Source organism: Thauera sp. GDN1 (genome assembly GCF_029223545.1).
Lineage (GTDB): Bacteria > Pseudomonadota > Gammaproteobacteria > Burkholderiales > Rhodocyclaceae > Thauera.
In genome coordinates, this window is record NZ_CP097870.1 from 1814901 (window position 1) to 1831587 (window position 16687).

Sequence of the window (16687 nt, forward strand, 5' to 3'; positions counted from 1 at the left end):
CCGGTCGTGGCCCAGGCATTGTCCCCGAATTAGGGGCCACACCCGATCCCGGAGGAAGATCTGGTCGATGTTCGGCGTCTCCATGGTTGCGGGCATGTAGCGCCTGAGCGAAAAGCGCTCCGCGAGGGCTACATCTCACCCATCTCGAATACGAAACCTTTCCATAACTGAGTCCGCGACAGTCAAACGAAACCCTCTGCTTCCTTGTGGGAAGCAGAGGGTCGCACCAAGACGGGTGGAACCGCGCCCACCCGCCTGCTAACAGCCTCCTCGATCAGGCAATGTAGCCATTCGTCCAGGGGGCAGCCATCTCCTCAAAAATACCGACCAAGGTCAGCCCGCCGACATCCCCGCCACCGACACGGCTGTCAGTGCCGGACGTGTCAACCACCTGATACAAGTGCGACTTGTCCGTACTGGTGTCCGTCATGACGAGCATGAAACGGCCACTGGTGGCATTGAGATCCACAATACCGTCGCTGTCGATGGTCCTCAGCAGGGCATCCATCTGTTTGCCATCGAGCACGCTTCCAGTGTTAAACAACTCGTCGGCAAAGTCGGCAGTAAATTGGAAGACCCCAGCACCAGTGGCACTGGAGATATTCAAACTCAGGCCAGCCAAGGGGTCCGCAGTTGCAGACACCACGTTGTAGTTGCCACTGGTCGTCACGAAGTCCGTGTCGTACACATCCTTGACACCGAAGTCCTTGAAGGTATCAAGGCCATCGCCCGACGCATAAGAGAAGGTGTCGTTACCAACGCCGCCAATCAAGACGTCATTACCTAGGCCGCCCACCAGCGTGTCATCACCTGCACCGCCGGCAATCGTATCGACCCCATCGCCGCCAGACAGCGAGTCGTTCGCCGCCAAACCCTGGATCAACTCAGCCGATGCAGTACCGTCCAATGTATCGGCACCCGGGGTACCGTACAGCGTATTGGCCGGCGGCTTGAATTGCAGGGTCGCGTTTGCTGTTCCGCCCTCGGTGATACTCCAGCTCGATTCCTGCATGAACCCATCAAACACAAGTCCTTCGATGAACTCGACATTCAACGTGCTGTCGTTGTCATAAAGAATCAAAGTGTGAGACGTAGGCACACTGGGGGGTGAGTACGGGGTACTGGTCACCGTGAAGATTCCCGTTAAGGAATCGTACGAACCGTAGTACACCTCGAACTGCCCGTGGTGCACTTCATTGTCACCAAAGCTCGAGAATGTCGGCGGAACCGGCAACTGCGTCACACCTGGTACGAAATCCGACACATAGGTGGCTCCCTTGAACCGGTTGCCCGCCGTGATCGGGAAGTGAGTCTTATCAGGGTCAGTCACAGGGTTGCTGAACGGCGTCACCGTTGCGTCATCTGTCGGTGTGATGTCGTACGAAAGGCTTGACGTGTTGGGCGTCCCTCCGATCAGCGGGGTCGAAGGTACCTCTTTACGGAAGTTGTCCCAATCGATACCGCCCGAACCTACCTGGGTCACCAAGGCAACCACCTGGATTTCCCTAGCACTATTCGCATCATCAACCACTGTGTTGTTGAAGATGCCCACCCAGTATTGGCTGGTATTCTCATCACCATCGATATTGGCTGCCTTGACGCTGAACAGCATTTCCTCACCGTCTTTCAGAGAGGACAAATTAAATGCTGCATTCAACGCGGCGGCAATATCTTCGGTCAAACTGTCTCCGGCCGCTACGGCAGAGTTCTCGACGGCCAATACGCTGGCGGTGCTTGTGATAGTGACGTTGCCACCATTGGACCACACGCTTGAGCCATTCGTCCCATCCAGCTTGCGGCCGGCACCCGGCTTAAACTGGTTGAAGACCAGCACATCTCTCGCTGTTTCGACACCGGTAATGACATCGTATCCCGTGGTAGCTCCATAGGCGGGCGAATCAGCAGCCGTCTGGACGCCGTCCACCTCGCTGACCTGATAGACGACGTAATCCGACTCACCGCTGCTACCAATATCAAGCGAGATCTGATCGGCCCCTGCTCCGGAGACGATGGTATCCACGCCCAGGCCTGCCTTGATCGTGTCGTCGCCCGAACCGCCGCTGAGGCTGTCGTTTCCGTTACCGCCCTCTAGCGAATCGTTGCCATCGCCCCCAAGAAGCGTGTCATCACCTTCCTCGCCCTTCAGCGTATCGTTGTCCTCGCCTCCCTCGATGCGGTCGTCCCCGCCTCCGGCATAAATAATGTCGTTGCCCCGGCCGCCGGCCAGCGTATCGTCCCCCACATCGTCAGTATCGGCGTCAATGTAGTCGTTTCCGTCACCACCGTCCGCGGTGACGCCAGCGCCAGCCGTGGTATTGGTCCAGAAGATTTTATCGTCACCATCACCGCCATAGATCGTGTCCTGGCCGCCACCGCCGTGGAGGGTGTCGTCACCGATCTCGCCCGCAATAAAGTCGTTGCCGGTTCCAGCGTTGATCGTGTCGTTGCCGGTTCCACCGTAGATGGTGTCGGCGTTCACGCCACCGGTAATGGTGTCGTTGCCGTCGAAGCCGTAATAGATGCCCGCTTGGACGGACGAGACGGAATGCAAAACGTTGCCGCCCGTAGTACCCAGCGACACCACCACTTCATCACCGTCCGCATTCAGAACCTTCGTCTGCGCACCCGGCACATCTTCCACCACCACGCGGTACGAAGTCTGCGTGGTCTGCTCCACCACCGTGAAGGTGGTCGGCGAACCATTGTTGACCACCGAAGTGGGGTTGCCATTCTGGTCATTGAACAGTGTGGTCGGGTTGCCCGGCAACTTAAGGCTCGTATCGTCGGGGTCCGACGCCGTGATCGTGAAGCTGCTCGAGGTAGACGACACGTAACTGGTCAAACGCACATCGTTCGCACCCTTGATGGTGATGGTGATGTCCTGCGTATCGGTACCACCCTTGCTGTCATTGACCGTCACCGTGTAGGTGATGGCCAGCGACTCACCGTTCTTCAGGTAGTCGAAGGCGCCTGCGGCGGGGTTGAAGGTCCAGGTGAGGTTGTTCGCATCACTTGGGTTCGCGTTGATGCTGCCGCCGGTGAGCGAGAACATGCCCGCCAGCGCGGTGTTGTTCAGCGTACCCAGCGGACCCGACGTGACGATGTCCGTGGCCGAATTGACCACCGAGGCCGTCACGGTGTCGGACAGATCGACATCCCTCACTGTCAGGGTGTCGGAAGCGAACAAGTCATCCGCGACCGAGGTGTCGGTCAGCGTTGCGGTGGCGAGATCGCCGGTTTCGAGGGAGATGATCGGCACGTCGTTCGTGCCATTGATCGTCACCACGATCGTCTGATCGACATACGCACCCTTGTCGTCGGTCACCCGCGCCGTGTAGCTCTGCGTGACGGATGCGCCTTCCTTCAGCGCCTGTGTCGCCGGCAGCTCATTGCCCAGCGTGTAGGTCCACACACCGGTCGCGGCGTCGATGGCGATCGTGCCGTAGGTGGCCGAAGGCGTGCCCTCGATGCTCCAGGTCAGCACCGCATCCGCGTCCACATCGGTCGCGCTCAGCGTGCCGCTCACGCTCACCGTGCCGGCCACGACGTCACCGTCGTCCTCGTTGCCCGCCTCGGTCACCGTGCCCACCAGATCCGTGGCCACGTTGGTCACCTCCGGCACGTCGTTCGTGCCGTTGATGGTCACCGTGATCGTCTGGTCCACAGACGCACCGAACTCGTCGGTCACACGTGCCGTGTAGGTCTGCGTGACGGACTCGCCCTCCTTCAGCGCCTGCGTCGCCGCCAGGTCGTTGTCCAGCGTGTAGGTCCACTCGCCAGTCGACGGATCGATGGCGATCGTGCCGTAGGTGCTCGACGGCGTGCCCTCGATGCTCCAGGTCAGCACCGCATCCGCGTCCACATCGGTCGCGCTCAGCGTGCCGCTCACGCTCACCGTGCCGGCCACGACGTCACCGTCGTCCTCGTTGCCCGCCTCGGTCACCGTGCCCACCAGATCCGTGGCCACGTTGGTCACCTCCGGCACGTCGTTCGTGCCGTTGATGGTCACCGTGATCGTCTGGTCCACAGACGCACCGAACTCGTCGGTCACACGTGCCGTGTAGGTCTGCGTGACGGACTCGCCCTCCTTCAGCGCCTGCGTCGCCGCCAGGTCGTTGTCCAGCGTGTAGGTCCACTCGCCAGTCGACGGATCGATGGCGATCGTGCCGTAGGTGCTCGACGGCGTGCCCTCGATGCTCCAGGTCAGCACCGCATCCGCGTCCACATCGGTCGCGCTCAGCGTGCCGCTCACGCTCACCGTGCCGGCCACGACGTCACCGTCGTCCTCGTTGCCCGCCTCGGTCACCGTGCCCACCAGATCCGTGGCCACGTTGGTCACCTCCGGCACGTCGTTCGTGCCGTTGATGGTCACCGTGATCGTCTGGTCCACAGACGCACCGAACTCGTCGGTCACACGTGCCGTGTAGGTCTGCGTGACGGACTCGCCCTCCTTCAGCGCCTGCGTCGCCGCCAGGTCGTTGTCCAGCGTGTAGGTCCACACGCCGCTGGACGGATCGATGGCGATCGTGCCGTAGGTGGTCGAGGGCGTGCCCTCGATGCTCCAGGTCAGCACCGCATCCGCGTCCACATCGGTCGCGCTCAGCGTGCCGCTCACGCTCACCGTGCCGGCCACGACGTCACCGTCGTCCTCGTTGCCCGCCTCGGTCACCGTGCCCACCAGATCCGTGGCCACGTTGGTCACCTCCGGCACGTCGTTCGTGCCGTTGATGGTCACCGTGATCGTCTGGTCCACAGACGCACCGAACTCGTCGGTCACACGTGCCGTGTAGGTCTGCGTGACGGACTCGCCCTCCTTCAGCGCCTGCGTCGCCGCCAGGTCGTTGTCCAGCGTGTAGGTCCACTCGCCAGTCGACGGATCGATGGCGATCGTGCCGTAGGTGCTCGACGGCGTGCCCTCGATGCTCCAGGTCAGCACCGCATCCGCGTCCACATCGGTCGCGCTCAGCGTGCCGCTCACGCTCACCGTGCCGGCCACGACGTCACCGTCGTCCTCGTTGCCCGCCTCGGTCACCGTGCCCACCAGATCCGTGGCCACGTTGGTCACCTCCGGCACGTCGTTCGTGCCGTTGATGGTCACCGTGATCGTCTGGTCCACAGACGCACCGAACTCGTCGGTCACACGTGCCGTGTAGGTCTGCGTGACGGACTCGCCCTCCTTCAGCGCCTGCGTCGCCGCCAGGTCGTTGTCCAGCGTGTAGGTCCACTCGCCAGTCGACGGATCGATGGCGATCGTGCCGTAGGTGCTCGACGGCGTGCCCTCGATGCTCCAGGTCAGCACCGCATCCGCGTCCACATCGGTCGCGCTCAGCGTGCCGCTCACGCTCACCGTGCCGGCCACGACGTCACCGTCGTCCTCGTTGCCCGCCTCGGTCACCGTGCCCACCAGATCCGTGGCCACGTTGGTCACCTCCGGCACGTCGTTCGTGCCGTTGATGGTCACCGTGATCGTCTGGTCCACAGACGCACCGAACTCGTCGGTCACACGTGCCGTGTAGGTCTGCGTGACGGACTCGCCCTCCTTCAGCGCCTGCGTCGCCGCCAGGTCGTTGTCCAGCGTGTAGGTCCACACGCCGCTGGACGGATCGATGGCGATCGTGCCGTAGGTGGTCGAGGGCGTGCCCTCGATGCTCCAGGTCAGCACCGCATCCGCGTCCACATCGGTCGCGCTCAGCGTGCCGCTCACGCTCACCGTGCCGGCCACGACGTCACCGTCGTCCTCGTTGCCCGCCTCGGTCACCGTGCCCACCAGATCCGTGGCCACGTTGGTCACCTCCGGCACGTCGTTCGTGCCGTTGATGGTCACCGTGATCGTCTGGTCAGCATAGGCCCCGAACTCGTCGGTCACACGTGCCGTGTAGGTCTGCGTGACGGACTCGCCCTCCTTCAGCGCCTGCGTCGCCGCCAGGTCGTTGTCCAGCGTGTAGGTCCACTCGCCAGTCGACGGATCGATGGCGATCGTGCCGTAGGTGCTCGACGGCGTGCCCTCGATGCTCCAGGTCAGCACCGCATCCGCGTCCACATCGGTCGCGCTCAGCGTGCCGCTCACGCTCACCGTGCCGGCCACGACGTCACCGTCGTCCTCGTTGCCCGCCTCGGTCACCGTGCCCACCAGATCCGTGGCCACGTTGGTCACCTCCGGCACGTCGTTCGTGCCGTTGATGGTCACCGTGATCGTCTGGTCCACAGACGCACCGAACTCGTCGGTCACACGTGCCGTGTAGGTCTGCGTGACGGACTCGCCCTCCTTCAGCGCCTGCGTCGCCGCCAGGTCGTTGTCCAGCGTGTAGGTCCACTCGCCAGTCGACGGATCGATGGCGATCGTGCCGTAGGTGCTCGACGGCGTGCCCTCGATGCTCCAGGTCAGCACCGCATCCGCGTCCACATCGGTCGCGCTCAGCGTGCCGCTCACGCTCACCGTGCCGGCCACGACGTCACCGTCGTCCTCGTTGCCCGCCTCGGTCACCGTGCCCACCAGATCCGTGGCCACGTTGGTCACCTCCGGCACGTCGTTCGTGCCGTTGATGGTCACCGTGATCGTCTGGTCCACAGACGCACCGAACTCGTCGGTCACACGTGCCGTGTAGGTCTGCGTGACGGACTCGCCCTCCTTCAGCGCCTGCGTCGCCGCCAGGTCGTTGTCCAGCGTGTAGGTCCACTCGCCAGTCGACGGATCGATGGCGATCGTGCCGTAGGTGCTCGACGGCGTGCCCTCGATGCTCCAGGTCAGCACCGCATCCGCGTCCACATCGGTCGCGCTCAGCGTGCCGCTCACGCTCACCGTGCCGGCCACGACGTCACCGTCGTCCTCGTTGCCCGCCTCGGTCACCGTGCCCACCAGATCCGTGGCCACGTTGGTCACCTCCGGCACGTCGTTCGTGCCGTTGATGGTCACCGTGATCGTCTGGTCCACAGACGCACCGAACTCGTCGGTCACACGTGCCGTGTAGGTCTGCGTGACGGACTCGCCCTCCTTCAGCGCCTGCGTCGCCGCCAGGTCGTTGTCCAGCGTGTAGGTCCACTCGCCAGTCGACGGATCGATGGCGATCGTGCCGTAGGTGCTCGACGGCGTGCCCTCGATGCTCCAGGTCAGCACCGCATCCGCGTCCACATCGGTCGCGCTCAGCGTGCCGCTCACGCTCACCGTGCCGGCCACGACGTCACCGTCGTCCTCGTTGCCCGCCTCGGTCACCGTGCCCACCAGATCCGTGGCCACGTTGGTCACCTCCGGCACGTCGTTCGTGCCGTTGATGGTCACCGTGATCGTCTGGTCCACAGACGCACCGAACTCGTCGGTCACACGTGCCGTGTAGGTCTGCGTGACGGACTCGCCCTCCTTCAGCGCCTGCGTCGCCGCCAGGTCGTTGTCCAGCGTGTAGGTCCACTCGCCAGTCGACGGATCGATGGCGATCGTGCCGTAGGTGCTCGACGGCGTGCCCTCGATGCTCCAGGTCAGCACCGCATCCGCGTCCACATCGGTCGCGCTCAGCGTGCCGCTCACGCTCACCGTGCCGGCCACGACGTCACCGTCGTCCTCGTTGCCCGCCTCGGTCACCGTGCCCACCAGATCCGTGGCCACGTTGGTCACCTCCGGCACGTCGTTCGTGCCGTTGATGGTCACCGTGATCGTCTGGTCCACAGACGCACCGAACTCGTCGGTCACACGTGCCGTGTAGGTCTGCGTGACGGACTCGCCCTCCTTCAGCGCCTGCGTCGCCGCCAGGTCGTTGTCCAGCGTGTAGGTCCACTCGCCAGTCGACGGATCGATGGCGATCGTGCCGTAGGTGGTCGAGGGCGTGCCCTCGATGCTCCAGCTCAGCACCGCACCAGCGTCCACGTCGGTCGCGCTCAGCGTGCCGCTGATGCTCGACGTGCCCGAAACCACCGTGCCGTCGTCCAGGTGACCCGACTCGGTCACGCTGCCCAGCAGCGCCGCCGGCAAGTTGCCCACCACCGGCACGTCGTTCACCCCGACGATGTCGATGGCCAGGGTCTCGATGCCGACCACGTCGGCGCCCACCGTCACCAGCAGGTTGAAGCTCTCGCTGTCGTTGGCGATACGGGCTTCGATCACCCCGCCGTTGGGAACGTACTCGTACGCACCCGTGTTGCTGTTCAGGTACAGCGTGCCGTAGGTGGCTGCCTTGCTGAGATCGAAGCCGGCACGGCTGCTATCAGCCCCGCCACCCGAGATCGAGTAAGCGGCCCCGCCAGGCGTCGCAGTGACCGTACCGATCACGCTGTTGAAAGTGTCAGGCGAGGCGGTGTCGGTCAGCGTCTCCGTCGTCACCGCCGACAACAACTCATTGCTGAACGGCGAGCCGTTGTTGGCCAGGAACTCGAAGATCTCCTGCGCGTTCTTGGGGGTGCCGCCGTCGCCGATGGTCAGGCTCAGGCTGCTCTGGTCGCCGACACGGCTGAGCTTGAGCTGCTGACCCACCTGCTGCAGCCACGCCCCGAACGCCTGCTCAGGCGTCTCGCCCGGCGCAAGGTCGGTGATGACTATGGTGTGTGCGCTGTTGCCCACCAGCGTGATGGTGTCGAGCTCGAACAGCTGCGCCCGCGTCAGCTCGATCCGGGAGAACAGGACGAGGTTTTCCACGGAGGCATCGACGTCGACGTTGGTCAGGTCGGCCGAACCGAAGACGTACAGCGTATCGTTGCCGGCGCCGCCCACGATGCGCTCGCCGTCGGCTGCCTCGGATGCGAGGTTGGCCGCCCGAAGCTCTGCCACCGTGACAACGTCGGTCAAGCCCTGGGCGTCGATGGCTGCCTGCAGGGCCTCGTCGGTCCAGGTGCTGTACGAACCGCTGCCGAAGGCGCCCGCGAGGATCTCGCCGAGCACGACGAACTTGTCGTCGCCTTCACCACCGTAGAGGGTGTCGGCGTTGACACCCGCGCGGATGGTGTCGTTACCACCGAAGCCGTAGTAGATCGCGGCCTGGTTGGATTCGACCGGCCCCAGGGTGTTGCTCAACGCAGAGCCGATGGAGACCACCAGCTCATCGCCTTCTGAGTTCAACACGGCCGACTGCGCGCCGGCCGCGTCTTCCACCACCACGCGGTAGGCGGTCGGGGCAGATTGGGACTTGACGGTGTAGGTGGTGTTCACGTTTCCGTCATTCACGAGCGAAGTGGCCGTACCGGGCGGGTTGTCGAACAAGGACGACGCATTGCCCGCCAGCGTCAGACGACCCACGTTGTCCTGGTCATCGGCAGAGATCGTGAAGGTGCCGTCATCCGATGTCACGAAGGTAGCGGTGGCCGCGTCGTTGGCACCGTTGATGGTGATGCTCACCGTCTTGGTCGTGCCGTCACCAGTCTCCACCGTCAGCGTGTCGGTCAGCGTGTCTCCGACATTGAGCGCCTGCACGCTGCTGTTGGTGTCGTCCAGCGTGTAGGTCCACGCGCCAGCCGCATCGATCACCAGCGCGCCGTAGCTGCCGGTGACCGTTTCGGCTTTCCACTTGTCATCGGCGTTAGCGAGGTCGTTATCGACATCGGTGTGGTCGAGGTCGCCGGTGGCGGTTGCCACGCCAGGCGTGGCGTTGAGAACCCCGCTCTTCTCGGTCACCGAGCCCGTGTCATCACCCGTGATCACCGGCGCGTCATTGGCGCCGTTGATCGTGATCTTTACCGTTTTTTCGGTGCCATCGGAGGTACGGACAACGACGCTATCCGTCAGCGTCTCGTCCGCATTCAGCGCTCGCACGGTGGCATCGGCGACGTCCAGCGTGTAGACCCACTTGCCGTCGGCGGTGATGGTCAGCGAGCCGTAGGCGCTCTTGAGCGTTCCGGCCTGCCAAACGTCGTCGGGACCATCGACGTCGGTGTGATCGAGATCGCCCGAGGCCTTAGCCCCGTCGTTGCCTCCGGTCACGGTGCCACTGGCGGTGCCAGTGATCACGGCCGCCACATTGGGGGCTGGCGAGCTGCTTCCGCCCCCGCCGCCGCCCGCAGCAGCGGCAATCCCGCCGAAGAGCAGCGACCCGAGCGCGACCTGGGCCGCCGAGAACCCCTCTCCTGAGCCAGCGCTCGACCCGCCGGCCGCCGCCTCACCGGCACCGGCATCCGCTTCGAGCAGGGTGCCGTCATCGGCATTCGCACCGCCTTCCTGCTGGGCCGTGGCGGCAGCTTCGTCGTCCTTTTCAGCCGCGGGTTTTTCTTCTTCCTCTTCGTCCTTCTTCTTCGCGGCCGGCTTGTCGGTGCGCTTGGTTTCGGGCGGCAGCGCCTTGTTGAAGCGCCTGAGCGCTTCTAGGTCAGCGCCTTCGATCTCGGAGGACTCGGCGCCGGGTGCGCGTGCCAGCGTGAGGTCGCCGTTCGGCGTTGGCGTCAGGGCTTGCTTGGGGGCTGCGTTGGGCGCGGGCGCGGGCGCGGCGTTGGTGGTCGTGGTCATCGTGTCTTCCGTGTTCTATTGGGCGCTTCAGAGTCGGGTAATTGTTGTTAGTAAGTAACAATACCCCAATGCTAGCCGCTGAACCGAATACGGTGCAAGTGCGACAAATGGATAATCCAGCTCTGTGAAGAAACTAGGTAAATATGCTTTGAGGTTTTGTGAGATTGTGTGATTACTTGTCGGTCACCGTTCGCCCATCGACTCGCTCAAGGTCTTCACCACCGGCTTGAGGATGTAGTTCAACACCGTGTTCTGGCCGGTCTTGACCTCGATGGTCGCGGTCATGCCGGGCTGCAGCTGCAGGTTGTCCGCGGCGCGCTTGGTAAAGCGGGGCGACTCGGTGACGACTTGCACCCGGTAGTAAGGCTGTTCGTTCTGCTTGACGTCCTCGTTGAGGGTGTCGGCGCTGATGTAGGACAGCTTGCCGTCGAGGCTGCCGTAGATGGTGTAGTCGTACGCATCGATCTTTACCGCGACGTCCAGCCCAGGCTTCAGGAAGGCCACATCGGCGGGCTTGACTCTGGCTTCGACCACCAGTGCGTCGTCGATGGGTACGATCTGCATCAGCTCGTCGCCCGGGCGCAGCACGCCGCCACGGGTGGTCACGCGCACGTTCTTCACCGTCCCCTTGACCGGCGCCTTGAGCGCGGTGTTGGCGAGCTGGTCGCGACGCTGTACCAGCATCTGCACGGCACCGGCGAGCTCTTCCTCGGCCTTGTTCATCTCCATCTGGCACTCCTGGAGATACTTGTTGCGCCGGTTGGTCATCTGCCCTTCGATGTCGGCCACCTGCCGCTGCAGGCGCAGCACCTCGGCCATACTGACGTCGCCGGTGGCGAGCAGCGGCTCGGTCATGCGCAGCTCGCGCACGGCGAGGTTGCGCATGCGATCCATGGCGGCGATTTCCTGCTCGATGGCGTCGCGGCGTTTGCGCAGCAGGGCGGTCTGGTTCTGGCGGAACTCGGGAAAGGCGCCCGTTTCCGGGCCGAAGTTCGGGGCGCCACCAAAAATTTCTGCGCGTACGCGGGCCAGCGTGGCGCTGAGCGCGCCGACCTTGGCCTCGGTCTCCCGATAGGCGGCTTCCGCCTTGGTGCGCTCGAGGCGCGCCAGCAGCTGGCCGCGCTCGACCTCGTCGCCTTCGCGCACCAGCAGCTCTTCGAGGACGCCGCCGTCGGGGGCCTGGATGATCTGCGTGCGCGAGCTGGCGATGATCTGGCCCTGGCCGCGGGTGATCTGGTCGATCTCGGCAACATGGGCCCAGGCCCCGAACAGCCCGAGCGCAATGACGCTACCCCAGACGCTCAGGCGCAGGCCGCCGGTTGATTCGAAGGAGTGGCGCTGGCGAGGTACGGGGCGGCTCATGAATTGACTGCGGCAGTAGGTTGAGTTTGCACAGGCTGCGGCGCGGCCGGCGTTCCGGGCCGCATGTGCCGAACCTGCGGTCCGTGCTGCGCTTGTGCCTGTGCCTGGGCTTGGGCGTGCTGGGCGCCTTCACGCATGCGACGCAGGATGTCGTCGCGCGGTCCGTCGGCGACGATGCGGCCGCGCTCGAGGACGACGATGCGGCTGAAGTGGCGCAGCATGCCCATCTTGTGGGTGACGACGACCAGGGTGGTGTCCTGCGGACGGTGGCCGAAGACGCGTTCGGCCACGTGGTCCTCGAGCTGCGGGTCCATCGACGCGGTGGGCTCGTCGAGCAGCATCACGCGCGGGCGCGCAAGCACCAGGCGGGTGATGCCCACGAGCTGGCGCTGGCCGCCCGACAGGCCGCGCCCCCCCTCGCTGATCTCGATGCCCAGGCCCTTGGGGTGGCCGGCGATCAGGCGGTCCAGCCCGGTGAGGCGTGCGGCGTCGAGGATCTGCTCGTCGGTGGGGGAGGGCAGGCCCAGCGCCAGATTCTCGCGCAGCGTGCCCTGAAACAGGCGCACGTCCTGCGGCAGATAGCCCACGTGCTCGCGGATGAACTCGGGTGCGAGGTGTGCCATGTCGACGTCGTCGAGAAACACGCGGCCCTCGGTGGGGCGGAATAGGCCCGACAGCACCTTGATGAGCGTGCTCTTGCCCGAGCCCACCGCGCCCAGCACGGCCACCCGCTCGCCCGGTTGCACACGCAGCGCATCCACGGCCAGTGCCGGCGCGTCCTGGGTGTAGCCGAAGCGCAGGGCCTCCATGCGCACGCGGCCCTGGCAGTGGTCGGGCACCACGCGGCGCTCGCCGGGCTCGGTGTCGGCCGGCATCGCCATGATGCCGTCGAGCGCCTTCAGCGCGACGCGCGCGTGCTGCCACTGCACGATCAGGCCGGACACCTGAGCGATCGGCCCCAGCGCACGGCCGCTGATGATGGTGCAAGCGATCAGGCCGCCCACGGTGAGGTCGCCGTTGCCGATGGCGAAGGCGCCGGCGCACACCAGGCCGACGTAGCTCAACTGCTGCAAGGTCTGGGTGAGGTTGGCCGACAGCGTGGTGATGTCCTTCATCGCCACCTCGTCGCGCGCCAGGGTGTTGGTGAGCGTGCGCCAGCGGTCGAGCATCTTCCATTCGGCCGACGCCGCCTTCACCGACTCGATGCCATCCACCGCCTCGATCAGCAGGCCGTTCTTGCGGTTCGACTCCTCCATGTGCGCTTCGGTCAGGCGCGCGAGCCGTCCGCTGAATGCGAGGCCGGCCAGCACCGCCGCAGGGAAGAAGATCGCCGGCACGATCGCCACCGGCCCGGCGATCAGCCAGATCACGACGATGAACAGGATGGCGAAGGGCGCGTCGGCCAGCACGAACAGCGTGGATGCGGTCATGAAGTTGCGCACCGACTCGAAGTGCCGGATCTGCGACGCAAACGTGCCTACCGTGCGCGGGCGCCGGTCCATGCGGATCGCCAGCGCGTGGCCGAAGAACACGCTCGACAGCTCCTCGTCGATGGCCTTGCAGCCGCGATCGACGAGGCGGTTGCGGACCTGGCGCATTGTTAGCTCGATCGCGATCGCCATCACCACGCCAAAGCTCAGCACCCATAAGGTGGAGTAGCCCTGGGTGGGTACCACGCGGTCGTACACCTGCATGGTGTAGAAGGACGTTGTCAGCCCGATCACGTTGACCGTCAGTGTGGCCATCGCGCCTTCGAAGAACACGCGCTTGCGCTTGTAGATGGCGTGGCGGAACCACTGTGCCGCGCTGCGGCCCTTGGGGGCGGATTCGGCGCGTGCGCTGGCGGGGGCTTCGTCGGCGGGTTCGTCGGCACGCAGCACCAGCAACAGCCCCTTGCGCACGGCCTCCGCCGCCAGCTCGCACACGCTGCCGTCGATGTCGGTGCAGCTCAGGGCGCCGCTCGACAGCGCGCCGCGCACGATCAGCAGCGCGGGGCCGTGGTCCGCACCGTCCGAATGTGGGGCGCGGTCGCCGATCCACAGCGCCGGTGCATCGCCGGGGTTCAGCGGCAGGGCCTGCTCGCGGATCTCGCCGGCAGGGAAACGCGCACGCCACAACTCCTGGGCGCGACGCGCGGGCGGCAGGTCGCCGAGCGGCGTGCCGTCGGCGGTCTCGGACATCATCGAGAACCGGTGCCAGGGAACCGCGTGGCCCTGCAGCGAGGCCAGGCGCGACAGCGCGATCGCCAGAGCGTCGCCTTCCGATGCGGGAGAAGGCTGCTTAGTTGCTTGCATTTTCTGCCTGTGCCTGGGCGCTGCGGTCGAGCAGGGTGACGGCCTGCAGCTCACCGGTGGCGAGCTGCAGGCGCAGGGTGGCGCGCAAGGCGCCCCACTCGGCATCGGCCAGCGCGTAGCGGGCCTGCGCGGCTTCGCGCTGGGCGTTCAGCACGTCGATCCAGCTCTTGCGGCCTACCGCGTACTGGCGCACGAACGAGTCGAACACGGCGGTGGTCGAGTCCACCTGCGCCCGCAGGTCTCGGGTTTGCCGTCCGAGCGTCTCCATGTCTGCCCAGTCGGATGCGACCCCGTCCACCAGGTCGCGGCGTGCCGCCTCGCGCGCGAGGCGCGTGGCGTTCTTCCGCGCCTCCGCCTCACGGACCGAGCTGAGGCTCGAGAGGCCAGCGCCGGTCTGGTACTCCACCGCCACGAAGAACTGGTCGCCTTCCAGGCTCTGGTTGCCAAAGGTGCGGTCGTAGCGCGCCACCACCTTGGGGCGCGTGTTGCCGCGCCGCACGGTGACCTCGGCAGCCGCGGCCTCTTCCTCTGCCGTCAGGCGCCGCAGGGCCGGCGAGAAGTCGAGCGCGGCGTCGGTGGCAATGCTGAGCGAGGGGTAGCCCAGCATTCGCTGCCCGGGCAGCTCGATGCCGTCGACGTCGCGCGAGATGGCCTGGGCGAGCGTCGATCTTGCGCGCGCTTCCAGGGCCTCGAGCTGGGTCAGCTCGGCGCGCGCCTGCGACAGTCGGGCCTGCGCCAGCACGCCATCGCTCGCGGGGCTCACTTCACTGCTCACGCGGCGTGCGATCAGGGCGGCGAGCCGTTCGTGTTCCTTCACGTTCGATTGCGCCGCAACCTGACGCGCGCGCACCCGGCCCAGCTCGCTGAAGGCGGCGACCACACGGGTCATGATCTCCTGCTGCGACTCCACCACCGAGGCGTCGGCTCCGCGCACCCCGGCCTGGGCGCCATCGATCTGGCCAGTGATCACCCCGCCCGTCCACAGCGGTTGTTCGACGCGCGCGGTGGTGAATCGGCGACCGGACTGATCCGTGCCGTGCTGGGCGGACAGAGACGGGAAACGTCCCCATTCCGCCCCCTCGAGCCGCGCCCCGGCGGCCTCACGCTCGCTCTGCCGTGCGGCGACGGACGGATGGCCCGTCACCGCGGTAACGAGGGCCTCCTCGAGTGTCAGGTCTGCGGTCATGCCCGCGCTGGGCAGGAACAGGGCGCCAATGGTCAGCAAGATTCCCAGCGGGCGGAGCCGGGGCTTGGACGGGCTGGATGCAGTTCGAAACTGGCGCACGGTGAACTCCTTTCTCAGGCAAGCAGGGCGCGACCGCGGGTCGGAGGGCCGGGTGCGGGCGCGCCACAAAAGGTAACGTAAATTTAGGCGCAGATAATATCCCGCATCCTTTACTTCGGATAGTAATTACCTTTGAGGCCTGAAACTACGGATTGGGGTATTTATACGACAGATGCCTTGTGTCGCGCTCCCCGCCGCGTTCCACCACCGGACCGGGCGCCAGCAATCCCAACGCAGTCATCGTTCGTTGCCAAAGGTGAGTGAAAGATCGAGCTCGAGGTCGATCGCGTGACAAGGCGTTTCGTGCTTACGTCGCCAGCACACAGCACCTTGCTCACGCTGAGAACATCCGCCTCATCGAAAGATTTTTCGACATCGGGCTCAGCCTGCAGAGGCGGTTGGTGTGGTACTCAATCCACAGCCATCGGGGGCCATCGACCGCGAACCTGGCTTAGCGTGTGATCACCCGGCAGCGCTCGGCAAACACGTAGCCGGCGCCCCATTCCGCGCGCAGCGGGGCTTCGCCGGCATTGATGTCGCGCAGCTTCTTGCGCAGGCGGCTCACCTTCACCTCCAGCGCGCGTTCATCGGCCTCGCCATCCCCGCGGCCAAGGGCCTTTAGCAGCACACTGCGGGCCACCGGACGGCCGCCCGCGCGCACCAGTGCGAGCAGCAACTGGTGCTCGCGGGCACTCAGTTCGACCGTTTCTCCCAGTGGGCTGGCGATCCGCAACTGCGCGCCATCGAGCGCCCAGCTCAGGGCCGCTGCCGCGGGGCGTGCGGTATCGCGCTGCTCGCGCGCGTTCGCGTCGTCGCGCACGCTTGCAACCGGGTCCGCCTCGACAACTGCGCGCGCGTCGCCGCCTCGCACGCGCAGATGCACCCGGTCCAGCACAGCCAGCAGCTCGCGCCGGTCAACCGGCTTCACCAGGTAATGATCTGCACCAAACCTCAGCCCTTGGACGCGGTCCTCCACCGAGGCGCGCGCTGTCAGCATCACCACGCCCGGCGCCGGCTGCAACCGGTGCAGGCGCTCGGCGATCGCGAAGCCGTCCTCCCCCGGCAGCCCCACGTCCAGCACCACCATGTCGGGCCGCGCGTCGGCAATCTGCCGGTCGAGATCTTCGCCACAGGTCGCCCCGCGTACCGAGTGCCCGTAATGCTGCAGCATGAACATCATCTCCTGCAGCAGATCGACGTTGTCTTCGACGACGATGATTTTCATGGCGAGCCCCCGGTAGCGCATCCATGCCGTGGGCGAGGCGTTCTTGGATGGTATTTGTAAGTCTTTGATATGTGTATTCAATGGGAACATTACCACCCGGTGCAGCC

5 protein-coding genes are annotated in these 16687 nt (G+C 65.4%); all 5 read right to left on the minus strand.

The features are described from left to right. Nucleotides 1-274: 274 nt before the first annotated feature. Nucleotides 275-10414, minus strand: a complete 10140-nt coding sequence (locus CKCBHOJB_RS08290) for a VCBS domain-containing protein (RefSeq protein WP_281051496.1) — start codon at nucleotides 10412-10414, stop codon at nucleotides 275-277. Nucleotides 10415-10597: 183 nt separating this feature from the next. Continuing rightward, nucleotides 10598-11776 carry an HlyD family type I secretion periplasmic adaptor subunit gene (locus CKCBHOJB_RS08295; RefSeq protein WP_281051497.1) on the minus strand — a complete coding sequence of 393 codons (1179 nt, stop codon included), beginning with the start codon at nucleotides 11774-11776 and terminating at the stop codon, nucleotides 10598-10600. Continuing rightward, on the minus strand, nucleotides 11773-14070 hold the full coding sequence (locus CKCBHOJB_RS08300; protein ID WP_281051498.1) for a type I secretion system permease/ATPase: 2298 nt from the start codon (nucleotides 14068-14070) through the stop codon (nucleotides 11773-11775). Before CKCBHOJB_RS08300 ends, CKCBHOJB_RS08295 begins: the two co-directional genes overlap by 4 nt. Continuing rightward, nucleotides 14057-15355, minus strand: coding sequence for a TolC family protein (locus tag CKCBHOJB_RS08305; RefSeq protein ID WP_281051499.1), 1299 nt, complete (start codon nucleotides 15353-15355; stop codon nucleotides 14057-14059). Before CKCBHOJB_RS08305 ends, CKCBHOJB_RS08300 begins: the two co-directional genes overlap by 14 nt. A gap of 451 nt (nucleotides 15356-15806) precedes the next feature. After that, nucleotides 15807-16580 (minus strand): response regulator transcription factor, encoded by a 774-nt coding sequence (locus CKCBHOJB_RS08310; protein ID WP_281051500.1) that lies wholly within the window; start codon nucleotides 16578-16580, stop codon nucleotides 15807-15809. Nucleotides 16581-16687: the final 107 nt, after the last annotated feature.

What these genes read in the sequence shown, in the direction of transcription:
- CKCBHOJB_RS08310 (WP_281051500.1), bottom strand. Translation starts at nt 16,580, where the DNA reads ATGAAAATCATCGTCGTCGAAGACAACGTCGATCTGCTGCAGGAGATG.
- CKCBHOJB_RS08290 (WP_281051496.1), bottom strand. Translation starts at nt 10,414, where the DNA reads ATGACCACGACCACCAACGCCGCGCCCGCGCCCGCGCCCAACGCAGCC.
- CKCBHOJB_RS08300 (WP_281051498.1), bottom strand. Translation starts at nt 14,070, where the DNA reads ATGCAAGCAACTAAGCAGCCTTCTCCCGCATCGGAAGGCGACGCTCTG.
- CKCBHOJB_RS08295 (WP_281051497.1), bottom strand. Translation starts at nt 11,776, where the DNA reads ATGAGCCGCCCCGTACCTCGCCAGCGCCACTCCTTCGAATCAACCGGC.